Below are 23,089 nucleotides of genomic sequence, written 5' to 3' on the forward strand. Positions count from 1 at the left end.
GATCAGAACCATTCTTTCCGGCTTTTATGGGATTGGGCGCAAAGGCCTGTTTTTCAAGGCTTTGCCCGCAACATGAACAAACAACTAATAAGATGTAAGGAGGAGTCGTGGCCGGCGTCCATCCATGGCCACAATGCGAGCGACGGCAAAATCGTGATCGGGAAACTCTCGGTCACGGAACGACCCCTGTCACGTCTCAGTCGTGAATTCTTCAGGGCAGCACGACGAGTCTTGCGAATGCGTAGCATCATCATGCGCAAAGCGGACGAATGTGTGGTGCTTCCCGGCCGACGCGGAATGCACGCTCGTCCGGGGCGGCATCGTCATGACGTGTAGTAGATCGCCAACTTCAGCGCGGGATCGTCGTTGGACTGGAAGGTCGCGTATCGCAGCCTCACGCGGCCCTTCTTCGGATGCTCGAGCAGCTTCTCGCCCGCAGCAAGCGCATTGACGTCGTGCGCCGCCCACAAGCCATCGAACTCGCGGCTGCCACGCCGCAGCCGCGCGATCAGATCGACGAAGGCGGGATCGCCCGCCCACAGATCATAGGTCGCGCGAAACTGCGCGACCATGCGTTGCGCCAGCTCCTTCCATTGCGCGCCGAACAGCCGGCGCACGCCGGGCTTGCACAGCATCAGCACCAACGTGTTGCGCTCATCGTCGGCGAGTTGCGAGAAGCCGAAGATCTCGTCCGCCGCGGCATTCCAGGCCAGCACGTCCCATCGCCGTCCGGAGATGTAGGCCGGCTGGTTCAGACTCTGCACGAGTTCGCGCAGTCGGGGCGGCACCTGCTCGCGCACGAACGGCTTGCGCGCAGGATCGCGCACCAGCGCCTTGAGATGAGCATGCTCGGTCCGGCTCAGGCGCAGGGCGCGCGCCAGCGCATCGATGGTGGATGAGGACGGCTTCACCGCACGGCCCTGCTCGATTCGGATGTACCAGTCGACGCCGATGCCAGCGAGCTCGGCCACTTCCTCCCGCCGCAGCCCGGCGGTCCGTCGCCGCCGCCCGGCCGCGAGGCCGACCGCTTGCGGCGTCAGCTTCTCGCGCCGCGAGCGCAGGAAGTTTCCGAGTTCGGCATGTCTTGGATCACTCATCTCCGAGATCACTCATGGTTCGCCCCCGATGGCGGTGCGCCCAGCCTGGGCTTCTTCAATCCTAGGATAATACCAGGCCTTCTTGCGCGTAGGATAGACCGGCAGACTGGTGCCTCGCCATCGCGAAAATGGAGAAGATCATGAAGGCCGCAGTGCTCAAACGATTTGGATCGCCGCTCGAGATCGAGCATGTCGAAGACCCCGTGCTCGGCACCGGCGAGGTGATCGTCGACATCGCCGCAGCCGGCGTGCTGTCCTATGCGAATGAAGTGTTCAGCGGAGAACGCAAATATCTGCTGGAACTGCCGGTCATCCCGGGAACGAGCGGCATCGGCAGGGTCAGCGCGCTCGGCCCCGATGCCACGCATCTTGCGATTGGCGACTGGGTGTTCTGCGATCCGACGGTGCGCTCACGTGACAATGCGCTCGCCCCCGACATAACCCTGCAAGGCCTGAGCGCGCGCGGACCGGGCGGGCTCAAGCTACAACGGCATTTCCGGCACGGCTCGTTCGCCGAGCGCATGCGGCTGCCAACGGAGAACGCCAAGCCCATCGGTGTCATCGATGCCCGCGACGCGGCGCGGTGGTGCGCGCTCGGCACCCTGCTCGTGCCCTATGGCGGCTTTCTTGCCGCCAATCTGCAGGCGGGCGAGACCGTGCTGGTCAGCGGCGCCACCGGCAGGTTCGGCAGCGCCGCAGTCGCGGTGGCGCTCGCCATGGGCGCCGCTGCGGTCGTGGCGCCCGGTCGCAACGAGGCCATGCTGGCCGAGCTCCAGCGCCGGTTCGGCGCACGCATCCATCCAGTCAGGCTGTCGGGCCATGAAAGCGAGGACACCGAGCGCATGAAGCGCGCCGCGCCCGGCCCGATCGACTGCGTGCTCGACATCATGCCGCCCTCGGTCACGACCAATGTCGTGCGGACCGCCGTGATGACCGTACGTCCCTATGGGCGCGTGGTGTTGATGGGCGGAGTCGGCATGCTCGGCGGCCCCGGGCTCGAGCTGCCCTATCCCTGGATCATGCGCGACTGCATCACCATCCGCGGCGTTTGGATGTGCCCGCCGACAGCGACAGTGAAGATGGTGGGACTGATCAGGGCCGGACTGCTCGACCTCGCGCAGTTCGAGCCGACCTGTTTCGACCTCGATCATGCCAACGACGCGGTCGCCCATGCCGCCGCCCATCGCGAGCCGTTCAAGATGACGGTGATCAGGCCCTGACTGCGGCCGGACTCAGTCGAGCTCGACGACCTTGCCGCCGACGATGGAGACGCGCCGGTCCATGCGGCCGGCCAGCTCCATGTTGTGGGTCGCGATCAGCATCGCGACCCGCGTGGCCTTCACGAGCTGCATCAGCGCGTGAAAGACGTGATCGGCGGTGCCAGGATCGAGATTGCCGGTCGGCTCGTCCGCCAGCAGCGCACGCGGCGCATTGGCGACCGCACGCGCGATCGCGACGCGTTGCTGCTCGCCGCCGGAGAGCTCGGCCGGGCGGTGCTTGATGCGCTCGCCGAGCCCGAGATAAGCCAGGATCTCGGTCGCCCGCTTCACCGTCTCGGACCGTTTCAAGCCGCGAATCATTTGCGGCAGCATCACGTTCTCCAGCGCCGTGAACTCCGGCAGCAGCCGGTGCGACTGGTAGACGAAACCGATGTCGGTCCTGCGCATCTGGGTGCGCTCGATGTCGGTCAACTGCGACGTCGGCACGCCCCCGACATAGACCTCGCCCTCATCGGGACTCTCCAGGAGACCCGCGATGTGCAGCAATGTCGACTTGCCCGAGCCCGACGGCGCCACCAGCGCCACCGACTGACCGGCCCACAGCGCCAGCTTGGCGCCGTCCAGAATGGTCAGCTGCTGCTCACCCTGCATGTACCGCCGCTTGATCTCGTGGAGATAAACGACCGGCACATCCTCGGCCCCCTGCTCGTCCATCAGCGCCTCACTCGTAGCGAAGCGCTTCGACCGGGTCTAATCGGGCCGCGCGCCAGGATGGATACAGCGTAGCCAGGAAAGACAGGGTCAAGGCCATGATCAGAACGGCCGCAGTCTCGCCGGCATCGATCTCAGCCGGCAGCTTCGACAGGAAATAGAGTTCATTGGGAAACAGATCGGTGCTCGTCAGCCAGGACAAAAACTTCCTGATCGAATCGATGTTCATCGAGATCAGGAGGCCGACGACGAATCCGGTGAGCGTGCCGACCACCCCGATCGAGGCGCCGGTGATCAGGAATATCCGCATGATCGCCCCCTGCGAAGCCCCCATGGTCCGCAGCACGGCGATGTCCTGGCCCTTGTCCTTGACCAGCATGATCAGTCCCGAAACGATGTTGAGCGCGGCGACCAGCACGATCAAGGTCAGGATCAGGAACATCACGTTACGCTCGACCTGCAGCGCATTGAAGAAGGTCGAGTTACGCTGGCGCCAGTCGACGAGAAAGATCGGGCGGCCGGCTGCCTCGGTGACCGTCTTGCGAAACTCCTCCACCTTGTCGGGATTGCTGGTGAAGATCTCGATCGCAGTGACGTCGTTGTTGCGGTTGAAATAGGCCTGCGCCTCGGCCAGCGGCATGAAGACGAAGCTGGCGTCGTATTCCGACATGCCGATCTCGAACACCGCCGCGATCTTGTAGGGCTTGATGCGCGGCGTGGTGCCCATCGGCGTCACGGCGCCCTTCGGGGCGACCAGGGTGATGCTGTCGCCGGCATGCAGCGACAATTGGTCCGCGAGCCGGCGGCCGATCGCGACGCCCTGGCCTTCGTCGAAACCTTCCAGCGAGCCCTGCTTGATGTTCTTGGCGATCGACGTCAGGTTCGTGAGGTCCTGCGCGCGAATGCCGCGGATGAACACGCCTGACGCATTGAATGGCGACGAGCCCAGACCCTGTCCGTCAACCACCGGCGCGGCAAGTCGGATGCCCTGCACCTGCGCGATCCGCTCCGAGACGTCCTTCCAGTCGGTGAGCGGCGACTCCAGCGGCTGCACCAGCAGATGCCCGTTCAGACCGAGGATCTTGTCGAGCAGCTCCTTGCGGAAGCCATTCATCACCGCCATCACGATGATCAGGGTGGCAACGCCGAGCATGATGCCGAGGAAGGAGAACCCCGCGATGACGGAGATGAACCCCTCCCGGCGGCGCGCACGCAAATAGCGCCCCGACAGCATCCACTCGAAGGGAGCGAAGGGGGTGGTGGTCTGCACCGGTTCGGTCATGGCGTCATCCATTGTGCGATCATCCCATGATTCGGGCCGAATGTGGCCGGATTGGCCTGAAGGGACGGGCAGCCCCGGTGGATAATCCGATGATCGAACGCGCGTCTCAGCCAGCCAATGTCCCGCCGCCGAGCCGTGCCACGACGTCCGAGGGGGACATCATCTGGCGGGCGCCGTCGCTGCGGGTCTTCACCTCGACCTTGCCTTCGGCGAGGCTCTTGGGGCCGACCATGATCTGCCAGGGGATGCCGATGAGGTCCGCCGTGGCGAACTTGCCGCCGGCGCGCTGCTCGGTGTCGTCGTAAAGCACGTCGACCCCCTTGGCGAGGAGATCGCGGTAGAGCTGCTCGCAGGCGACATCGGTGTCGGAACCGCCCTGCTTCAGGTTGAGGATGACGGCACGGAACGGGGCGACCTCCTCCGGCCATTTGATGCCGGCCTCGTCGTGACAGGCCTCGATGATCGCACCAGCCAGCCGCGACACGCCGACGCCATAGGAGCCGCCATGGATGGTGACCTCCGCCCCATCGGGGCCGGCGACCAGCGCCTTCATCGGCTCGGAATATTTGGTGCCGAAATAGAAGATCTGGCCGACCTCGATGCCGCGGGTATGGACCCGCCGCTCGGCCGGCACCTCGGCCTCGAACCGGGCCGCGTCATGGACGTCCTCGGTCGCCGCGTAGAGCGACGTCCATTGCTTGATGATCGGGGTCAGGTCGCCGTCATAGTCGACGGACGCCGGCGGGATCGGCAGATCGAGCACGTCGCGGTCGCAGTAGACGCCGGATTCACCGGTCTCCGCGAGCACGATGAATTCGTGGCTGAGATCGCCGCCGATCGGACCGGTCTCGGCGCGCATCGGGATGCCCTTCAGGCCCATGCGCGCGAAGGTGCGCAAGTAGGCGACGAACATCTTGTTGTAGGCACGCCGCGCGCCAGCTTCGTCGAGATCGAACGAATAGGCGTCCTTCATCAGGAATTCGCGGCCGCGCATCACGCCGAAGCGGGGACGCTGCTCGTCGCGGAATTTCCATTGGATATGATAGAGATTGAGCGGCAGGTTGCGGTAGGACTTCACATAGGCACGGAAGATCTCCGTGATCATTTCCTCGTTGGTCGGCCCGTACAGCAACTCACGCTTGTGGCGGTCGCTGATACGCAGCATCTCCGGGCCATAGGCATCGTAGCGGCCGCTCTCGCGCCAGAGGTCGGCGAGCTGCAGGGTCGGCATCAACAGCTCCAGCGCACCGGCGCGGTTCTGCTCCTCGCGCACGATCTGCTCGATCTTCTTCAGCACCTTGAAGCCCAGCGGCAGCCAGGCATAGATGCCGGCCGCCTCCTGCCGCAGCATGCCGGCGCGCAGCATCAACCGGTGCGAGACGATCTCGGCTTCCTTCGGATTTTCTTTCAGAATGGGCAGGAAAAACCGCGACAGACGCATGGGCGAGGCCTTCGAGATTCGGTTCGGGCTGGCGCAGTCAAACCGGATCAGGCGGCAAAACACAAGGCTGGGTTTGAAAAAAGGCGGCTAAGCCGCCGGATTCCCAATCAATTTACCGGTTCCGCTGAAGTGGAGGATGAACGGCGCACGTCGCCGTGATGAGGCTCGCGCAGGGCGACCGAGCAAGATCCCCGCGCCCCGGCCGTCTTAGTGCCCCCGCCCCTGCTCCGAGGACCATTTGTCGAGATCGCCGATCTCGGCGCTGCCTTCGATGGTCGAGACCGCGCCCTCGCGGGTCACGAGTATCGTGCGCGGGATATCACCCTGCCAGGACGGATCGATCTCGAACCGGAGACGCTCGACATATCCGTCGTTGAAGATGAAGTTCTCCGCCGTGGTGAGTCCGGCCTTGTCCAGCATGGCCTGGGTCGCAGCGTTCAGGTTCGGCACCAAATCGGCGCTGACGGTGACCACGTCGATCTCGGGATGATCGGACATGAACTTGCCGAGCTGCGGCAGCTCGATCTTGCAGGGGCCGCAGGTGACGCCCCAGAAATGGATCAGCGTCGGACGACCCGCATGGGCCCGCAGCACCTCGCGCCAGGTGCCGCGCTCGAACGGCTTGAGCGATGGCGGTGCTGCGGTGCTCGACGCCGTCAAGGCGACGAGGCCAAAGATCGCAAGGGCGGCGAATGGGCGTTTCATGACTCATCTCCGATCGGCTGCAACCGATAGCCATCCGACTTGGTCATCCAGGACAGGAAGATCTGCCTGCCATGGGCGACCAGCAGCGGGTGATCCGACGCATTGTCCGTGCTGGCAAGGGCGCGCGGCTTCGACCACGTCTCGCCATCGTCCCGCGATTGCATTCCCATCACCGTGGTGCGCTCGCCGTCGAACTCCTTCCACACCAGCGTCGTGCTGTCCTGGGTCGCGAGCACATAGGGCCGCGTCGGATTGCGGTCGGCTTGGCCGATCGCCATGGGTTCCGAGAACGTCCGGCCACCGTCGCGCGAATGCGCGTAGAACAGCCCTTTGCGAACCTTGCCGCTTGTGAACCAGGCGACATGATACGTGCCCGCCGGCGACACGGTCAGGCTCGGCCCCTGATGCGGGCAGGCCTTGATCTGCCAATCATCGGTGCTGACCCGGTGGACCTCGCCGGGGGTGCCGAGGTCGCTGAACGTGACCACCGCATGGTCGCGCACGCTGCCTTCGAAGATGTTGCGGAACATCACCACCGGACGTCCCGGCCCCGCGAAGGCAACGCCGAGCCGGCAACATTCGCAGGTGTTGTCCTGGGCCAGCGTCGCTTCGGCATAGGTGGCGCCGCCATCGCGCGATGATGAGAAGAACAATCCCGCGCCCTCGTAGGCGCGCCCGGCGGCCTTCGCCGGCACCCGGTTGCGCTTGTCGAGCCACGCCACGAAGACGGTGCCGTCCTGGTCCAGCGCCAGCGCCTCGAAGCGCTGGCTTTCGTTGTTCGGCGTGATGGGACGGAGTGCCGCGAAGCTTTTGCCGCCATCCTCCGACCGGGAGTACAGCACCTGCCCGTTGAACGCCTGGTCGCGGAAGATCGAGAACGCCACCGCTATGACGCCTTTGCCGTCGACCACCAGCTTCGGACGGGCATCGGGCCCCCAGTCGAGATTGAGCTGCTGCTCGGTGACCGGTACGGCGGCGTAATACGTTTTCCCGCCGTCGGTCGAGCTCGCCACCGACACCCGGCCTCCGGCCATCCAGACGAGCCAGAGCTTGCCGTCTTCAGCGAAGAACGGCGTCACTTTGGTGGCGCATCGGAGCTCGGTGCCCTCGCATGCCGCGTCCGATCCGTGCTGATGTGCCATCTGGGCCTGTACGGACAGCGGCCACATCAGGGCCATGGCGAGTCCGACGACGCAGCCTCGAAGCGATGGCGTCCTTGTCATGCTGTGCCTCATCGGAATGCCACCTTCATGCCAGCGACGAAGGCGCGCGGTGAGCCGGCATAGATCGAGCCAGTGGTATTGGCCAGAACGCTGGCGGGATTTTGAACGCCTGCAGACGTGACCGAGTTCGCGATATTGTTGGCCGACGCAATATAGGTGCGGTCGAACACGTTCCTGACCTCGAAGAAGACGTTGAGCGACTTGAAGGCCTCGGACGCAAGCTCGGTCCTGTAATGGACGTTCAGGTTGACCAGCTCGTAGCCGGGCGCCCTGAGCAGGTTCGCGTTGTCCATATAGAAGGAATCCTTCCATTGGACCTCGACGAAGGCACCCAGCCCTGCAAGCCTTCCGCTGGCGTGATCATACCCCAGCCGGGCCGTCAGCTCGTTCGGGGAAATCCCTGGAATCTTGTTGCCGGCGCGGTTGAAGCGGAAGACCGTGCCGTTTGTCAGGTTCTCCGTATAGTCGGTGTAGATCTCGTCGAGATAGGTGTAGGCGGCCGTGAAGCGCCAGCCGGGCAGGAATTTCCAGTCGGCGGCCAGCTCGACGCCGCGATGCTCCGAGCGCGGGGCATTGAACGCATAGGTCACGCCGACAACCGGCGTTGCCTGGTTGACGATCTCGTTGCGGAAGAATTCGTAGAAGCCGGTTGCGCTCAGGGTGACCGACTTGTTGGGAGTCCAGTCAAAGCCCAAATCGTAGCCGAGATTGCTTTGCGAGGCGAGATTGGTGTTGTTTCCGGCTGTGCCGCTCGGGAGCACAAACAGGTTCGAGACCTGCGGCGTGCCATATCCCGATGCGACGCGCGCCCGCACCAGCCAGTCGCTGTTCACCTTGTAGAGCAGCGCAAACTCGGGCGCGAGATTGTCGAACTGCCGGTCCGCGGTCGTGAGCGTCGTCCCGGTCCCCCCTGCCGTGTTCACGCCGCGAAGGTGGGTGCGCTCCCAGCCGAGACCGGCCACCGCGGTCAAGGCCGACGTCAGCTTGAGCTCCTCGCGCGCCCGCACGCCGAAATTCGTCGTCTCGCTCAGAAGGTTGGTCGACAAGCGGCCGAGCGTGCCGTTGCCGCCCGGCATGACGTTGAACGTGTCTCCGGACGCGGTGAGCGTATTGTAGAAGGCGCCGAAGAAGCTGGTCGATTCCAGGCCGAAGATCTCGCCCCGCCGGGTGATGTCGCTCATGTAGTTGTAGGACGGATAGTCGCCGACCGCGCTGGTCGACCCGGTCGGCTGGCTGATGTTGCGGTCATCGAACACGAACTGATTGCGCCAGGTCGTGTCGTTGTCGAAATCGTGCTCCCAGCGCCCGCCGACGATGGTGCGGCGGTCGTTGCGGCCGAGCCCGGCCTGCAGCGCCGTCTCTTTGTCCGTTCCAGCCGAGTTGTTGAACCCGTTGTTGAACAACGTGACGCTGCCGCAGCCCGCGGCAGCTGTCGTCCATGTCGCGCAGCCCTGCTGATAGGGATTCTGATAGTACTGATTCAGCGACGACCGGATCGGCAGCCGCGTGAACAGGTCGTTGTTGATGATCTTGACGGTGAAGCGGTCGTCGGGCGTCGCCTTGTAGGTGCCGAGGAAGTTGACGGTCTGGGTGTTGAACCAGCTGTTGCCGAGATAGCCGTCGCCGCGGACGTCGCTGGTGAACAACGAGCCCTCGAAGTTGCCGACCTTCTTGCCGAACGTCATGTAGTTGCTGAGATAGCCGAAGCTGCCGCCTTCGCTGCCGATCTCGGCACCGTCGATGCTGCCGCCCGGGCGGGTGCGGAAATTGATCGCGCCTCCGGTCGCATAGTTGCCGTAGAGCGCCGAGGAGGGTCCGCGGATCACGTCGACCGCGCCATAGGCGTGGGGATCGATCAGGTCGCTGCGCGACAGCCCGTCCGGCTGGGTGACTGGAAATCCGTCCTCGAACAGCACGATGTTGCGGATGCCGAAGCCGTTGCGGGCATTGGAGCCGCGGATCGAGATGCCAAGGTCGCGCGGTCCGTTGCCCTGTTTGAGCGAGACGCCGGGGCTTTCGCGCAGGATGTCGCCGACGGAAAACGCAGGCCGGTCATCGTAGCGGCTGCGGTCGATCGTGGTCGCGGTCTGGCCGGTCGGCGACTGGCTGAGCTGGTTGCGGGCGGCGCCGGCACCCGAGGCTGGGTCGGACACCGCTCCTCCCTGTCCGGAGTTGCTGGCCACGGATGCGGCAGCCGGCTTTGGCGCGCGCGTGCGGACGGACGTTGCCTGCGTGACCGGCTTGCGCACGGCCCGTTGTGGTGCGGCACGCGGCGCGTCGACGGTGACGGACGGCAATTCCTTCTCGGTCTCGGCGCGCGCGATCGTGGCCGATTGCAGCAGCAAGAGCTGCAGGGTGAGCACGCTCACACCACCCAGGGCATGACGACGGAACATGTTTGACTTCCCCGATGCCGGCTCTGCACGGCCGGTCTTCCTGATTCAAAACGGATCGGCGCGCGGCTGCGGCCGATGACGATTTCTGTCCTCAGGAGAGGGAGGGAGGTCCTCTTGGTTGCGCCTGTGCCCGGGCAAGCAGATGAACGAGGCGGAGCTCGCGCGCCGTCCAGACGATGGACGCCGTCAGACGCAGCGGAGCCGCATCGAACGGCGCGGGCGGCGCATCGAGCGCCGCGGCGGCGTGCAGCACGCAGCACATGACGCAGTCAAGGCCGCAGGCGGTGCGGTCGGTATCGCCACCAGGGGGCGCCGCATCCGTCTCGGCATGACAGATCGCCATCCCGCCGAACGGATCGGCCGTCGCGATCGTCGCGGCGCTCAGGGCGGACGCCGCCACTGGCGCCAGCACCTGCAACAGCATTGCTAGCAGCGCGACCGGCAGATATCGGCCGAGCTTCTGACGGACATTGGCAGGACGTCGGGCGCGGTCAGCCGCCACCAGCCGGCTCGCGCGCGAACCGGCTGTCATGGCGGCGTTTAACACCCGTTGGTTCATCGAGGCCGGCCCTCCGTCGGAGTCGCGAGGCGCCCGGCCTACATCTTCATGCCGGAATGATCGTGCTGCTTCATCATGCTGCCGCCCTCGCCCCCCGGCCCCTTGGCGCCGACCGCCTGCACCTCAAGCGTCACGGACACCTTGCCGGCCTTCTCGAACTCCAGCGTGACCGGCAGCTTGTCGCCCTGCTTCAGCGGGCTCTTCAGATCCATCAGCATCAGGTGATAGCCGCCCGGCGCCAGCGCGACGGTCTTGCCCGGCTCAATCGTGACTCCCTTGTCGAGCGGACGCATGGTCATCACACCGTTGGTGACGGCCATCTCGTGAATCTCGACTCGCCCGGCGACAGCGCCGGTCACCGCGACGAGGCGGTCCGGCGCGCTGCCCTTGTTCTCGATGGTCAGATAACCGGCGCCCGTCTTGGCTCCACCCGGCGTTGCGCGGCTCCATGGCTGGGTGATGACGAGGTCACCGGCCTTCACGTCCGCGGCGAAGGCGGCAGAAGATCCTCCCAACAGGAGAGCGAATGCAAGCAGAGAGCGTCCGAGGAAGGTCATGTCGTCATCCTTTTCTTGGCGGCGATGCGCCAGCTTGATCGATTGGCGCGTATCCGCACGGCTAGGGCCGAGCAGACAACGCAGGTCGTAATCTTGCGATTTGGGAGATGAGGGCCGCACAGCGGCCAGCGCGTCACGCTGCGGGCGGAGCCCTTGCCTGCGCGTTTGAGAAGGCCTTGGTCATCCGGCCGGCCGGATCACCGGCCCGCCACACGACCTCGCCCGAATCCCGTTGCGGCGTAGCGATGACGGACAGCTCCGGCCCATCCAGGGTGACCGGCTGCGCCAGGCAGCACAGCGAACAGCCGTGGAGCGCGGGCTTGGCCGGCGACTCGTCGTCCACCGACTGGGAACCGGGCTGGCTGTGGCAGATTTCGAGGCCGTGCAAGGGATCAGCCACGGCTGACGCGGCCGCCCAGGCAACGCCGATCGGCGCCAGGATCTGCACCATCAGTGCGATCAGCATGATCGGGAGAAACGCCTGCAGCCGCTGCCGCATGAAAGCCTGCCAAATGAACTGAATTGTTGTGCCCGAGCGAACGCCCAGAGTCGAGGTCGCCCAGGGCACAGTCAGCACATTTCGCCAGCGGTCGTTGATTAAGAACAATCCGCTACGCCCGGATGGGCCTTCGCGGGACGCCAGCCTCCAAGGTAATCCAGCACCTATCGCGAGAAGACTCGAAAACAAAACTCGTCAATTGCAAGCACTTACCGATCATTTCAGGAAGTGCGCGAAATTTGAACAATCGTTGCCGAAAAGGATGACAAACGCAAAAAGATCGTCTACGAATTCGGGCCTCAGGCTATCGCTTGCGGAAGTCTGGTGGTCCAAGTCTCGGGAGGAGCCCTGGCGCGCAACAAGCAGCGTCACCCCGCTTAACAAGATCAAATCTGAACTTGCGGGATATCTAAAGGGTCGACACAATTTCCGAGCAGGGCCCGCTGCCCTGCTCTATTTTTTTGGCAGTCGTCGCAGCGCGCCACAATATTTCCCGCTGACGGTATCGCGGGCCGCATGAACGCTGTCTGAACACGCAATCACCTCAGGCCATCGCAGCCGTCGCAAAACACGACAACGGAGCGCACCACCGCGCCTTGGCCCTCGGCCATGGCAGTGTCACCGACAGCGGTTCGCGGCCAGTCACGGTCCAGCGCAACGAACCATCGCCGATCGTGAGCATGCCCGCCGCTTCGGCTGGATCGCCCGAGATGAACGTCTCTGTCAGCGACTGCAAGGTCAGATGCGGTGTGCCATCGACCGTTGTCAGCGTATTCCAATGAACATGGCCGGCGAGCCCGACGATCGGGCACGGCGCATCCGCGATCGCCGCGCGGATCGCGTCGGTCTCGGCATAGGCCGCGTGTCCCGGACTGGCTTCGAAGTAGTAGTTGCCGGTCTGAGCATGTCCTGACAACGGCACGTGGCTGACGAGCAAGGTCGGCCGGTCATCCTGGGCGAGCAGCTGGACCAGCGCGTCGAGATCGCCCGCGGACAGGCGAAAGCCGCGCGTCGGAGTCAGACTCACGTCGGGCTGCCAGAACACACATCTGACATCACCGACGATCACCGCGCGCGACCCGCTCGGACGATCGAGGATCGCTTCATTGTCGGCGAGGCTGAGCAATGCGACATCATGATTGCCACTGACGTGATGATGCGTCGGTGCCAGCTTCGCGAAGCACATCGCGACATCGCTTTGCAGCAGCCGATCGCGCTCGGGATCTTCGTCAGAAATCCGGTCGCCGAGATCGATGACCGCATCGATGTCTTCGGCATTCACTTCCGTGACGAAGCGCTCGAGCAATTGCAGCGCCACCGATCCCCGCTTCGTGGGCGTATCCCGGCCGTGATGGATGTCGGCGATCACGGCGATGCGCGTCGTTGCCAAAGGCTCTCTCCCAAAGCTGCGCTGCCGCGTACCACGGGCGCATCACGGTTTTCTGACATCGCGCGTGCAGCGCGAAGGTCACTCGGTGCAACGCACAACATCCGGCTGTGGCGTGATCAATGGGGTTGTGAAACACTGCTGCTCTCGGCGGCGCGATCAATGACGCCGCCGGACAACGATGGGACAGGGAGCACGGGATGTCCGGCACTAAGAAAACGTCCACGACGAGGCGCGATCTTCTCCAGGCGGCGACGGCCGCGGGCTCTGCGGCGGCCCTTCTCGCCGGCTTTGGCATCAATCCGGCGATGGCTGCCGAGATGGGCCGCTCCGAAAAGCCGCTCAAGGCAGCCTTCTCCAATGCCGGCTTGCAGGCGACCTGGTGCGCCCAGGGCAAGCAGGCCGCGGAATGGTGGGGCAAGCTGCTCAATGTCGAGGTGACCTGGTTCGACGGCCAGCTCGATGCGGTGAAGCAGCGCGCCGCGATCGACAACATGGCGTCGCAGAAGTGGGACTTCGTCGCGATCCAGGCGTTCGGCATCGGAACCCTGACTCAGCCGGTGCAGAAGATGATCGATGCCGGCATTCCCGTGATCGACATGGACACGCTGATCGCGCCGCTCGATCAGATCAACGTCCACTCCTTCCTCGCACCCGACAACGAGTTCATGGGCGCATCGGTCACGCAGGCTCTGGCGACTGCGATGGGCGGCAAGGGCAAGATCATCATGACGCAGGGCGCGCTCGGCCACACCGGCGCGCAGGGCCGCGCCAAGGGCTTCAACTCGGTGATCAAGCAGTTCCCGAACATCGAGGTGCTGGACACGCAGCCGGCCGATTGGGACGTGTCCAAGGCGGCACGGCTGTGGGAGACCTATCTCACGAAATATCCGCAGATCGACGCGGCGTTCTTCCACAATGACGACATGGCCCTCGCCGCCTACAACATCATGAAGGCGCGCAACCGCACCAACATCCTGATCGGCGGCGTCGACGCCATGCCGCCGGCGATCCAGGCCGTCAGCGAGGGTCGCATGTTCGCGACCGTGCGCAATCCGTCCTGCCGCATTCATGGCGGCGCGATCGTCGCGGGCGTCGCCGCGGTCACCGCCGGCGAAAAGAGCGGCCAGGGCATTCCGAAGCACGTCATCACCGACGGGCCCGTCGTGACCAAGGCCAATGCCGCCGGCATGCAATGGATGGAGGATCACTTCCTGATCTGAAGTCCCTCCCCATGTCGAACAGCCGCCCGCCTCTTCTGGAATTGCAGGACATCACCAAGTCGTTCGGCGGCGTCACCGCGTTGCGCGGCGTCGACTTCACTCTTCGCCCCGGCGAGATCCATGGTCTCGTCGGGGAGAACGGCGCCGGCAAGAGCACGCTGATGAAGATCATCGCCGGCGTGCACACCGGGTTCTCCGGCCGTTTCCTGCTCGACGGCCGCGAGGTTCATTTCAACTCCGTGCGCGACGCCCGCGCGGCCGGCATCGCGATGGTGCACCAGGAACTCAGCGTCGCGCCGGACCTCACCGTGGCCGAGAACGTGTTTCTCGGCAACCAGCCGACCAATGCGCTGGGCATCGTGCAGTGGCGTCGCATGGCACGCGAGGCCGCCGAGCAGCTCAAGCGGCTCGGCATCGACGCCGATCCGACGAGCCGGCTCGGCGATCTTCCGATCGGCGTTCAGCAGCTGATCGAGATCGCGCGGGTGCTGTTCTCCGGCGCGCGCATCATCATCCTGGACGAGCCGACCTCGGCGCTGTCGCCGCCCGAGGTCGAGCGGCTGTTCGCGGCGTTGCGCAAGCTGCGCGAGCAGGGCACCGGGATCGTCTTCATCTCACACTTCATCGAGGACATCCTGCTGATCTCCGACGAGGTCACGGTGTTCCGCAACGGCCGCAAGATCATGGAGACGCGTGCCGCCGACACCAGCAAGGCCGCGCTGATCGAGGCCATGATCGGCAAGGGACGCGATGCGCTGGAGGACAGCTACACCCACGACATCACCCTGCCCGCGCCGACGGCCGACAAGCCCGTGGTCGTCGAAGCCGAGGGCCTGTCGCTGGCGCGCAATCTGAAGCGCGTCTCGTTCGCCGTGCGTGCCGGCGAGGTGCTCGGCATCTACGGCTTCATGGGCTGCGGCCAGCTCGAGCTGGCGCGCATCCTGTTCGGCAAGCTTGCGCCCGACGCCGGCGAGCTGCGCGTATCAGGCCAGCGCAACCGCTTCAAGAGCACGGCGGATGCGCGCCGCGCCGGCATCGCCTTCGTGCCGGAGAGCCGGCGCGACATGCTGTTCCTGCAGGAGCCCGTCTACAAGAACATCTCGATCAGCATCCTCGACCGCATCAACGCCGTGCTGCTGAAGCCGGCACATGAGCGTGCGCTGGCGAAGCGCCAGGTCGAGCAGCTGCAGATCCGGCCCGCGGATGTCGAGATCGACCTCGGCCTGCTCTCGGGCGGCAACCAGCAGAAGGTCGCGCTTGCTAAATGGCTCAGCCATCCGCCGCGGCTGCTGGTGCTGTGCGAGCCGACCCGCGGCATGGATGTCGGCGCCAAGAGCGACGTGATCGGAATCGTGCGGCAGCTGCGCGACCAGGGCATCGCCGTGATCGTGCTCTCGACCGAGCCAGAGACCGTGCTGTCGATGGCCGACCGTGTCATCGTGCTCAAGCGCGGCGAGGTCGTGCGCGAATTTGCCGGCGAAACCATCAGCAAAGACCGTCTGCTCGAGGCGGCGTAGGGAGATTGTCATGGCGCATGGCGAGACCGTTCCGATGCCGGAGGCGCCGTCGCGGCGCGCAGGCGGGGTCGCATCGCTGCTGCGCTCGCAGATGCGCAACATCGCGCCGTTCCTGACCTTGATCTTCCTCACGGCGTTCTTCGCGATCGCGAGTCCGTCCTTCGCCACGCTCGACAACGTCGGCAACATCCTGACCCAGGTGTCGGTCACCGGCATCATCGCGGTCGGCCTCACCTTCGTGATCCTGTGCGCCGAGATCGACCTGTCGATCGCCGCCATCGCCAACGTGACCGGCATCGCCGTTGCCTACTTCACGATGCAGGAGTCCTACGTCAACATCGCCAACGTGCCGATGCCCGGTTTTGTCGCCATCCTGCTCGCGCTGGCGCTGTGCGCGTTGCTCGGCCTGGTCAACGCCTTCGGCCTGACCGTGATCGGCATTCCCTCCTTCATCATGACGCTCGCGATGATGCAGATCGCCGCCGGCATCTCGGCGATGCTGGTGCGCGGCCAGATCGCCTACAAGGTTCCCCCCATCATCACGACGCTCGGCTCCAGTTCCGTGGCGGGGGTGCCCTGGATCGTGATCGTGGCCGCCCTGATGCTGTTGCTCGGTCACCTCGTGCTGACCTACACGCGGTTCGGCCGCTACGTCTACATGGTCGGCGGCAACCGCGAGGCGGCGGAGTATTCGGGGCTGAACGTCAAGCTGATCCTCGGCAGCGTGATGGTGATCTCAGCCGTCTGCTCGGGGATCGGCGGCATGCTCGGCGTAGCGCATTTCGGCAGCGCGCAGCAGAACGAGTTCGACACCTACCTGCTGGATTCGATCGCCGCCGTCGTGGTCGGCGGCACCAGCCTGTTCGGCGGCCGCGGGGGCATCGGCAACACCATCGTCGGCCTGTTCGTGCTCGGCGTGCTCAACAACGGCCTCGACCACGTCAACATCGACAGTTTCCTGAAGATCCTGATCCGCGGCCTGATCCTGCTCGCCGCCCTGGTGATCAACGTCTATGCCCAGCGGCTGCGGGCGAAGGCGGCGGATTGAGCGTGCTGCGACGCGCGCTGCCGTAGCCCGGAAGCGACATCCGCGATCACACGAGCCGTATCGGAAAACCCGGATGTCGCTTCATCCGGGCTACGAGCTCTTCCGCAACGTTGCGAGCGCAGCTCGCCCCTCATAACGACGTAGAAGGCCGAGGCGACGGAATTAAAGCCCCGGCTGCCAGTGGCGCAACTCGCGGGCAGCCCGCGTCACCGCCCCGATCGTCGTGAACGTCGTCGTCTCCACCATCAGCGTCCGTGCCAACCGCAGTGCCCGCACCTCGCAGGTCGCGCGCCGCTTGGCGTCCTCGATCAGTTCGAAATCGATGTTGTGCGCGAGGCCGAGGATGCGACGAATGATCTTGGCCGCGGTGAAACCGATGGCGTCCTGGAACAATCTCGCCACGTAGGCCTGACGCTCGGTCTCCAGGCGTGCGGCGCCCGCTTCACCCGGAAACAGTGACCGCGGATACGCATCGCCTGTCGCCTCGCTGCGCCAAAGCGCCAGGAACTTGTCCGCGAAACCGTTCCAGACCTCATCGACTGCCGCCAGCACCCATCCCTCGAAGTGCTCCCGCTCGCCCGCCCGCTGCTCGTGTCCTTCGGACGCAAAATAGGCCATCAGAAGATTGGCGAGGACCGCACCGACGTCGAATCCCATCGGACCGTAGAAGGCGAATTCGGGGTCGATCACCTTGGTCTCGGTGTCCGTCACCATGATCGACCCGGTGTGCAGGTCGCCATGGATCAGCGCCTCGGCACACGACAGGAATTTCAGCTTGAGCCTGGAGATCGCGACGTGCAGATCGAGGTCGGCGCGAATGTCGGCCGCGGTCGCGTCGAGCCACGGTGACGTCCAGCGATTCTGTTCGGCGATGCGATAGGGATCGGTGAAGATCAAATCCTCGGTGATCTTGCACAGCGCATGATTGCCGGCAAAGCTTGCGATCGCCTCCTTCTTCTCGGCGGCAGACAGTGCGAGGTCGGACGAGAAGAACAGCGTCCGCGCCATGAAGGTCGTGATGTGATCGACGAAGGCCGGATAGGTTGTGCCCGCGACCAGCCCCTTGCGCATGATGATGTGCGGCTCCAGCAACTCCATCGCCGTCAGCGCCAGCGCCGGATCATGATGAACGATGGCCGGCACGAGGCCGGGGGCAAGGCGGTTCTGATGCGTCAGCGCCAGATGCTCATAGTGGGCGCGTGACAGCGGCAGCGGCCAGCTCTCGCCGACCAGCCGCACGTAAGGCAGCGCCTGCTTCACCGCGAGACCGCCGGACGATCCCTTGACGATGAAGACCAGATTGAGGTTGCCATCGCCGACCTCGGTGATTGACCAGCGCTCGGCCGGTCCGCCGAGTTGCCCTGCAACTGAAGGGATCCCCGCGAGATAGTTTCGAAGATCAACCTCGTTCAGAATGCGATAGCCCGATTGCGTCCCGTTCCGGGCCTCGGCCGATGTCATCACGCGCAACCTCCCTGTCGGTCTTGTTTTGACCTCCTATAGCAAAAAAGCCGACGCACGTCCGCGCATCGGCTTCGAGAGAACGTTGTGCGATGCGAGCGGGGCTAGAACGGAATCCCCATCAGCCGCGAAAGCCGCTCAACGCTGAGATAGCCGGCCTGATAGGCCACGAGTGACAGGGCGAAGATCGCGGCCGACAGCAGCGTCGTCCAGATCAGGCGCCGCCCCATTCGGCTGATCGTCGGCGCACCGGGGTCGGTGCCTAGCGGGCCTCCGCCGGACTCGTGCTGGCTGCGGATGCCGAACGGCAGGGTCACGAACAGCGTGACCCACCACATCACGAAGTAGATCGCGAGCCAGGTGGAGATCGTATAGGCCATGGTCGCCCCGCTGCCTCAGGCCTGCTCGATCTCGACGAGCGCGCCGGAAAAATCCTTCGGATGCAGGAACAGAACCGGCTTGCCATGCGCGCCGATCTTCGGCTGGCCGTCGCCGAGCACGCGGGCACCCTCCTTGATCAGGGTGTCGCGCGAGGCGATGATGTCGGCCACCTCGTAGCAGACGTGATGGATGCCGCCGTCCGCGTTGCGCTCGAGGAATTTGGCGATCGGTGACGCCTCGCCCAGCGGCTGGATGAACTCGATCTTGGTGTTGGGCAGAGTGACGAACACCGTGATCACGCCATGCTCCGGCAGCGGTACCGCCGCCGAAATCTCAGCACCGAATGCCGCGCCATAAATCCTGGCGGCCTTTTCGGCGTCCTTGACCGCGATGGCGACGTGGTTGAGCCGGCCCAGCATGACATCCTCCACTTCTTCTTTTTGAACGGCCGTTCAGCAGGCCCGCGTCAGACTTCCAACACATGGACGAGACAGATCGGCTTCTTGCCCCACTGCTCATTGACCGCCGAACGCACGGCCCGCCGGACGGATTCTGCCGCTGCGTCAGAATCGCGCCGACGCGCCCGCGGCAGACCTTCGAAGGTGGAAACGACAGCATCGAAGACGATGTCGTCCATCTCCTCGCCCGCCGCATTCTTCTCGGGGATGCCGACCATGTCGACCTCGGGATCGTCGGCCAGCTCGCCCTTCTCGGTGATGGCAAGCGCCACGAAGATGCAGCCGGCAAAGGCCATCTTGCGACGCTCGACCACGGCGCGCGACTTCGAATCCTCGACGATGCTGCCGTCCTTGTAGAGCCGCCCCGCCGGCAGTTGGTCGATGATCCCGGGATCACCGGGGCCGAGCTTGACGAGGTCGCCATTGCGGCAGGTGATGACCTTGGGCACGCCGCAGGCGCGCGCCAGCCTCGCGTGCTCGTGCAGATGCAGCGCCTCGCCATGCACGGGGATCAGGAGCTGCGGCCGCGTCCACGCGATCATGTCACGCAGCTCGTCGCGGCGCGGATGGCCGGAGACATGGACGAGATGGTTGCGGTCGGTGATGATCTCGATGCCCTGCTGCACCAGCCCGTTGATGACGGCGCCGACCGCCTTCTCGTTGCCGGGGATGGTGCGCGACGAGAAGATGACGGTGTCGCCCTTGTTCAAGGTGACCAGCGGATGATCGTCATTGGCGATGCGCGAGAGCGCGGCGCGCGGCTCGCCCTGGCTGCCGGTGCAGAGCGCGAGCACCTTGTCGGCCGGGAAATGGCCGTAGAGATCCATGCCGCGGAAGTTCTGCACGCCGTCGAGATAACCGGTCTCACGCGCGACCTGGACCACGCGTTCCATGGCACGGCCGACGATGACGACCTCGCGCTCGGCCTCGCGCGCCGCTTCGGCAACGGCGCGGATACGCGCGACGTTGGAGGCGAAGGTGGTCACGGCCACGCGGCCCTTTGCTTCCTTCACCAAAGCCGCGATCGTCTTGGCAACCTCGGCCTCGGACGGCGAGCGTCCCTCGCGCACGGCATTGGTGGAATCGCCGATCAGTGCGAGCAATCCGGCATCACCGAGCTCGCGCAGCCGCTTCTCGTCGGTCGGCGCGCCCAGCACCGGCGTCGGATCGATCTTCCAGTCGCCGGTATGCAGGACAGTGCCGACCTCGGTGTGGATCGCCAGCGCGTGCGATTCAGGGATCGAATGCGCGACCGGAATGAACTCGACGTTGAACGGACCGATGTCGACGCGGCCGCCGGAGGGGATCACCTTGACCGGGATCTTGGCTGGCAGGCGCTCGGCCTCGCACTTGGCCTCGAACAGTGCGGCGCTGAACTTGGTCGCGTAGATCGGGCATTTCAGCCGCGGCCACAGGTCTATGATCGCGCCGAAATGATCCTCATGCGCGTGGGTCAGCACGAGGCCGACGAGATTGTTGCGCTCCTTCTCCAGGAAAGCGACGTCGGGCATGATCAGGTCGATGCCCGGCAGATGCTCCTCGTCGCCGAAGGAGACGCCAAGATCGATCGCGAGCCACGAGCGCTGGTGGCGATTGCCGAGCCCGTAGATCGACAGGTTCATGCCGATCTCGCCGACACCTCCGAGCGGCGCAAATGTCAGTTCGTCGGGACGTGCCATCTAGACCGCTCCTTTGGATGCGACCGAGCCGAAATGAACATCACCGGCCGTGATCGGCTCCAATCGTCCCTCCGCGGTCCGCACCAGCATACAACCCTGTTCGTCGATCGTGTCGAAAATCCCCTCGATGATAGCATGTCCGGACCTGATGGCGACCGGCTGGCCGAGGCCTGCGGCGCGCTCGAGCCAGAGTTTCCGGATGTCACCGAAGCCCCGTCCCTCGTTCCAGATGCCGAAATACTCGACCCAGGCATCCGACAGCGCCGAGAACAGGTCCTCGGCGGTCACCTGGATGCCGAGGTCCGCCAACGACACCGCCGGTGTCGGGGTATCCAGCGGCGCCGCGACCACGTTGGTTCCAATACCGGCAACCACCGCAAGCCCTTGAGCCACCTGCTCCGCCTCGAGCAGCATGCCGACGATCTTGCGGCCGTCAGCCAGCACGTCGTTGGGCCATTTCAGCGCGAATGACGCGCGTGCTCCGGACCGCAGCGCGGCCTCGATGCTCACCTGGCGCAACGCGCTCTCGATGGAGAGACCGGCGGCGAAGCCGAGTGTGGCTGCGATCGCAGGAGCCACGTTCAGCACTTCCAGCACGCTCGAGGCCAGATTGCCGCGCGGGGCGATCCACGGGCGCTGGCGCCGGCCGCGCCCGGCCGTCTGCTCAGATGTGACAAACCAGCACGGCGCCTTGCCGCCCTCTCGGGCCGACTTCAGCGCCTCGACATTGGTTGAGCCGGTCTGGTCGAACGTGACGAGTCGGTAGCCAGCCTTGTCAGCCTGGGACCCTAGCGCAAACGTCATCTAGAACAGCGACTTCGCCGCGGCCGCGGCCGCGCTGACCAGCGGGCCGGGATAGGCGAAGAACAGGATGTTGAAGACGCCGGAGATCGCGAGCACCGTGCGCAGCTCGATACGGACCGGATCGAGCGTCGGCAGCGGCTCGTCGAAATACATCGTCTTGACGATCAGGAGATAATAGTAGGCGCCGACCACGCTGGTGAGCACGCCGATCACCGACAGCGTGAACAGCCCGGCCTTGATGGCAGCGACGAAGACGTACCATTTGGCGAAGAAGCCCGCGAGCGGCGGCACGCCGGCCAGCGAGAACAGCAGCATCGCGAAGAAGAAGGCAAGCAGCGGATTGGTGCGCGACAGCCCCGAGAAGTCGCTGATCTTCTCGAACGACTGGCCGTTGCGCTTGATCGCCATGATCACGGCGAACGAGCCGAGCGTCATCGCGACATAGATCGCGATGTAGGTCAGCACGCCCTGCGCGCCCTCGACCGTACCGGCGGCGAGACCGACCAGCGCGAAGCCCATGTGGCCGATCGACGAATAGGCCATCAGGCGCTTGATGTTGGTCTGGCCGATCGCGGCGAACGAGCCGAGCGCCATCGAGGCGATCGAGACGAACACGATGATCTGCTGCCACTGGAAGGTGATGCCGGGAAACGCCGTCAGCGCGACGCGCGCGAACACGGCCATCGCCGCGACCTTGGGCGCGGAGGCGAAGAACGCCGTCACCGGCGTCGGCGCGCCTTCATAGACGTCCGGCGTCCACATGTGGAACGGCACCGCCGAGACCTTGAAGCACATGCCGGCGAACAGGAAGACGAGGCCGAAAATGATGCCGACGCTGCCGGTCTTCGTCGCCGCTGCGATCCCGGCAAAGCTCACCGTGCCGGTGAAGCCGTAGATCAGCGAGGCGCCGTAGAGCAGCATGCCGGAGGACAGCGCGCCCAGCACGAAGTACTTCAGGCCTGCCTCTGTCGACTTGACGTTGTCGCGATGGCTGGCCGCGACGACGTAGAGCGCGAGCGACATCAGTTCGAGGCCGAGGTAGAGCGTGATCAGGTCGCCGGCCGAGATCAGCACCAGCATGCCCAAGGTCGAGAGCAGCACGAGGATCGCATATTCGAAGATGCGACGATCGGGCTTCGACAGGAACTCCGCCGACATGATCAGGGTCGCGATCGAACCGATCAGCGCCAGGATCTTCAGGAAGCGCGCATAGCTGTCAGCGATGAAGCTGCCGCCGAAGGCCTGGCCGCCCGGCTGCCTGAGCACGAGGATGCCGACCACGATCAGCAGAGCGACCGCCAACCAGGTGACGAGCCCCGTCGTCTCCTGCCCGCGAAACGCGCCCAGCATCAACAGCGCCATGGCCCCCACGGCCAACAGCAGCTCCGGCAGCACCACCCAAAGCTGAGGCCCAAGATTCTCGATCATCGTCTGTGTCCCG

At 64.9% G+C, this 23,089-nt stretch carries 21 protein-coding genes; 4 read left to right on the top strand and 17 right to left on the bottom strand.

Annotation, left to right across the window (positions count from 1 at the left end; all coding sequences use genetic code 11):
- Positions 1–323: 323 nt before the first annotated feature.
- A complete protein-coding gene (locus QW863_RS04165; protein WP_315711585.1) occupies positions 324–1,097 on the bottom strand; it encodes a helix-turn-helix transcriptional regulator in 774 nt (257 codons plus the stop codon).
- A 140-nt stretch (positions 1,098–1,237) separates the two neighbouring features.
- Between QW863_RS04165 and QW863_RS04170 the strand changes: the two genes are divergently transcribed.
- On the top strand, positions 1,238–2,317 hold the full coding sequence (locus QW863_RS04170; protein ID WP_315711584.1) for an alcohol dehydrogenase catalytic domain-containing protein: 1,080 nt from the start codon (positions 1,238–1,240) through the stop codon (positions 2,315–2,317).
- Between the two features lie 12 nt (positions 2,318–2,329).
- On the opposite strand, the gene QW863_RS04175 is transcribed toward QW863_RS04170, so the two are convergent.
- From QW863_RS04175 to QW863_RS04220, 10 genes are all read right to left on the bottom strand, one after another.
- Positions 2,330–3,031 carry an ABC transporter ATP-binding protein gene (locus tag QW863_RS04175; RefSeq protein WP_231324716.1) on the bottom strand — a complete coding sequence of 234 codons (702 nt, stop codon included), beginning with the start codon at positions 3,029–3,031 and terminating at the stop codon, positions 2,330–2,332.
- Between the two features lie 7 nt (positions 3,032–3,038).
- Positions 3,039–4,322, bottom strand: a complete 1,284-nt coding sequence (locus QW863_RS04180) for a lipoprotein-releasing ABC transporter permease subunit (protein WP_315711581.1) — start codon at positions 4,320–4,322, stop codon at positions 3,039–3,041.
- A gap of 94 nt (positions 4,323–4,416) precedes the next feature.
- Positions 4,417–5,751, bottom strand: a complete 1,335-nt coding sequence (gene proS / locus QW863_RS04185; RefSeq protein WP_315711579.1) for a proline--tRNA ligase — start codon at positions 5,749–5,751, stop codon at positions 4,417–4,419.
- A gap of 207 nt (positions 5,752–5,958) precedes the next feature.
- On the bottom strand, positions 5,959–6,456 hold the full coding sequence (locus tag QW863_RS04190; protein WP_315711578.1) for a TlpA disulfide reductase family protein: 498 nt from the start codon (positions 6,454–6,456) through the stop codon (positions 5,959–5,961).
- Positions 6,453–7,679, bottom strand: coding sequence for a sialidase family protein (locus tag QW863_RS04195; protein WP_409977879.1), 1,227 nt, complete (start codon positions 7,677–7,679; stop codon positions 6,453–6,455). Before QW863_RS04195 ends, QW863_RS04190 begins: the two co-directional genes overlap by 4 nt.
- Before the next feature lie 8 nt (positions 7,680–7,687).
- On the bottom strand, positions 7,688–10,075 hold the full coding sequence (locus QW863_RS04200; RefSeq protein ID WP_315711577.1) for a TonB-dependent receptor: 2,388 nt from the start codon (positions 10,073–10,075) through the stop codon (positions 7,688–7,690).
- A gap of 91 nt (positions 10,076–10,166) precedes the next feature.
- On the bottom strand, positions 10,167–10,607 hold the full coding sequence (locus QW863_RS04205; RefSeq protein WP_315729327.1) for a DUF2946 family protein: 441 nt from the start codon (positions 10,605–10,607) through the stop codon (positions 10,167–10,169).
- A gap of 65 nt (positions 10,608–10,672) precedes the next feature.
- Complete coding sequence (locus tag QW863_RS04210; protein ID WP_315711574.1) at positions 10,673–11,191, bottom strand: copper chaperone PCu(A)C; 519 nt, start codon at positions 11,189–11,191, stop codon at positions 10,673–10,675.
- Between the two features lie 133 nt (positions 11,192–11,324).
- Complete coding sequence (locus QW863_RS04215) at positions 11,325–11,690, bottom strand: DUF2946 family protein (protein ID WP_315711572.1); 366 nt, start codon at positions 11,688–11,690, stop codon at positions 11,325–11,327.
- 544 nt (positions 11,691–12,234) lie between these two features.
- Positions 12,235–13,080 carry a metallophosphoesterase family protein gene (locus QW863_RS04220; protein WP_315711570.1) on the bottom strand — a complete coding sequence of 282 codons (846 nt, stop codon included), beginning with the start codon at positions 13,078–13,080 and terminating at the stop codon, positions 12,235–12,237.
- Between the two features lie 197 nt (positions 13,081–13,277).
- Here QW863_RS04220 and QW863_RS04225 point away from each other — a divergent pair, with 197 nt between their 5' ends.
- Genes QW863_RS04225 through QW863_RS04235 form a run of 3 tightly spaced genes read left to right on the top strand, consistent with a single transcriptional unit; the run spans position 13,278 to position 16,865 of the window.
- Positions 13,278–14,300, top strand: a complete 1,023-nt coding sequence (locus tag QW863_RS04225) for a sugar ABC transporter substrate-binding protein (RefSeq protein WP_315711569.1) — start codon at positions 13,278–13,280, stop codon at positions 14,298–14,300.
- Between the two features lie 11 nt (positions 14,301–14,311).
- The gene (locus tag QW863_RS04230; protein WP_315711568.1) at positions 14,312–15,817 is read left to right on the top strand and encodes a sugar ABC transporter ATP-binding protein; all 1,506 of its coding nucleotides are present in this window, start codon (positions 14,312–14,314) and stop codon (positions 15,815–15,817) included.
- A gap of 10 nt (positions 15,818–15,827) precedes the next feature.
- Positions 15,828–16,865: an ABC transporter permease gene (locus QW863_RS04235; RefSeq protein ID WP_315711566.1), complete on the top strand. Its 1,038-nt coding sequence runs from the start codon at positions 15,828–15,830 to the stop codon at positions 16,863–16,865.
- Between the two features lie 162 nt (positions 16,866–17,027).
- Here the strand turns inward: QW863_RS04235 and mtnK are convergent, their stop codons facing one another.
- The 6 genes from mtnK to nuoN form a co-directional block, all read right to left on the bottom strand.
- Positions 17,028–18,329, bottom strand: a complete 1,302-nt coding sequence (gene mtnK, locus QW863_RS04240) for an S-methyl-5-thioribose kinase (RefSeq protein WP_409977880.1) — start codon at positions 18,327–18,329, stop codon at positions 17,028–17,030.
- A gap of 101 nt (positions 18,330–18,430) precedes the next feature.
- A complete protein-coding gene (locus QW863_RS04245) occupies positions 18,431–18,706 on the bottom strand; it encodes a DUF1467 family protein (protein ID WP_315711565.1) in 276 nt (91 codons plus the stop codon).
- Between the two features lie 15 nt (positions 18,707–18,721).
- The gene (gene mce, locus QW863_RS04250; RefSeq protein ID WP_315711564.1) at positions 18,722–19,126 is read right to left on the bottom strand and encodes a methylmalonyl-CoA epimerase; all 405 of its coding nucleotides are present in this window, start codon (positions 19,124–19,126) and stop codon (positions 18,722–18,724) included.
- Positions 19,127–19,173: 47 nt separating this feature from the next.
- Positions 19,174–20,844 carry a ribonuclease J gene (locus QW863_RS04255; RefSeq protein WP_315711563.1) on the bottom strand — a complete coding sequence of 557 codons (1,671 nt, stop codon included), beginning with the start codon at positions 20,842–20,844 and terminating at the stop codon, positions 19,174–19,176.
- Positions 20,845–21,648 carry a biotin--[acetyl-CoA-carboxylase] ligase gene (locus QW863_RS04260; RefSeq protein ID WP_315711562.1) on the bottom strand — a complete coding sequence of 268 codons (804 nt, stop codon included), beginning with the start codon at positions 21,646–21,648 and terminating at the stop codon, positions 20,845–20,847.
- Positions 21,649–23,076 (bottom strand): NADH-quinone oxidoreductase subunit NuoN, encoded by a 1,428-nt coding sequence (gene nuoN, locus QW863_RS04265; protein WP_315711561.1) that lies wholly within the window; start codon positions 23,074–23,076, stop codon positions 21,649–21,651. It lies immediately after the preceding gene.
- Between the last annotated feature and the right edge of the window lie 13 nt (positions 23,077–23,089).

The sequence above is a fragment of the Bradyrhizobium sp. SZCCHNR1017 genome, from assembly GCF_032381375.1.
Taxonomy (GTDB): domain Bacteria; phylum Pseudomonadota; class Alphaproteobacteria; order Rhizobiales; family Xanthobacteraceae; genus Bradyrhizobium.

Excerpts from the sequence above, each read along its gene's own strand:
- QW863_RS04165 (WP_315711585.1), bottom strand. The coding sequence starts at position 1,097 with ATGAGTGATCCAAGACATGCCGAACTCGGAAACTTCCTGCGCTCGCGG.
- QW863_RS04170 (WP_315711584.1), top strand. The coding sequence starts at position 1,238 with ATGAAGGCCGCAGTGCTCAAACGATTTGGATCGCCGCTCGAGATCGAG.
- QW863_RS04175 (WP_231324716.1), bottom strand. The coding sequence starts at position 3,031 with ATGGACGAGCAGGGGGCCGAGGATGTGCCGGTCGTTTATCTCCACGAG.
- QW863_RS04180 (WP_315711581.1), bottom strand. The coding sequence starts at position 4,322 with ATGGATGACGCCATGACCGAACCGGTGCAGACCACCACCCCCTTCGCT.
- proS (WP_315711579.1), bottom strand. The coding sequence starts at position 5,751 with ATGCGTCTGTCGCGGTTTTTCCTGCCCATTCTGAAAGAAAATCCGAAG.
- QW863_RS04190 (WP_315711578.1), bottom strand. The coding sequence starts at position 6,456 with ATGAAACGCCCATTCGCCGCCCTTGCGATCTTTGGCCTCGTCGCCTTG.
- QW863_RS04195 (WP_409977879.1), bottom strand. The coding sequence starts at position 7,679 with ATGACAAGGACGCCATCGCTTCGAGGCTGCGTCGTCGGACTCGCCATG.
- QW863_RS04200 (WP_315711577.1), bottom strand. The coding sequence starts at position 10,075 with ATGTTCCGTCGTCATGCCCTGGGTGGTGTGAGCGTGCTCACCCTGCAG.
- QW863_RS04205 (WP_315729327.1), bottom strand. The coding sequence starts at position 10,607 with ATGACAGCCGGTTCGCGCGCGAGCCGGCTGGTGGCGGCTGACCGCGCC.
- QW863_RS04210 (WP_315711574.1), bottom strand. The coding sequence starts at position 11,191 with ATGACCTTCCTCGGACGCTCTCTGCTTGCATTCGCTCTCCTGTTGGGA.
- QW863_RS04215 (WP_315711572.1), bottom strand. The coding sequence starts at position 11,690 with ATGCGGCAGCGGCTGCAGGCGTTTCTCCCGATCATGCTGATCGCACTG.
- QW863_RS04225 (WP_315711569.1), top strand. The coding sequence starts at position 13,278 with ATGTCCGGCACTAAGAAAACGTCCACGACGAGGCGCGATCTTCTCCAG.
- QW863_RS04230 (WP_315711568.1), top strand. The coding sequence starts at position 14,312 with ATGTCGAACAGCCGCCCGCCTCTTCTGGAATTGCAGGACATCACCAAG.
- QW863_RS04235 (WP_315711566.1), top strand. The coding sequence starts at position 15,828 with ATGGCGCATGGCGAGACCGTTCCGATGCCGGAGGCGCCGTCGCGGCGC.
- QW863_RS04245 (WP_315711565.1), bottom strand. The coding sequence starts at position 18,706 with ATGGCCTATACGATCTCCACCTGGCTCGCGATCTACTTCGTGATGTGG.
- mce (WP_315711564.1), bottom strand. The coding sequence starts at position 19,126 with ATGCTGGGCCGGCTCAACCACGTCGCCATCGCGGTCAAGGACGCCGAA.
- QW863_RS04255 (WP_315711563.1), bottom strand. The coding sequence starts at position 20,844 with ATGGCACGTCCCGACGAACTGACATTTGCGCCGCTCGGAGGTGTCGGC.
- QW863_RS04260 (WP_315711562.1), bottom strand. The coding sequence starts at position 21,648 with ATGACGTTTGCGCTAGGGTCCCAGGCTGACAAGGCTGGCTACCGACTC.
- nuoN (WP_315711561.1), bottom strand. The coding sequence starts at position 23,076 with ATGATCGAGAATCTTGGGCCTCAGCTTTGGGTGGTGCTGCCGGAGCTG.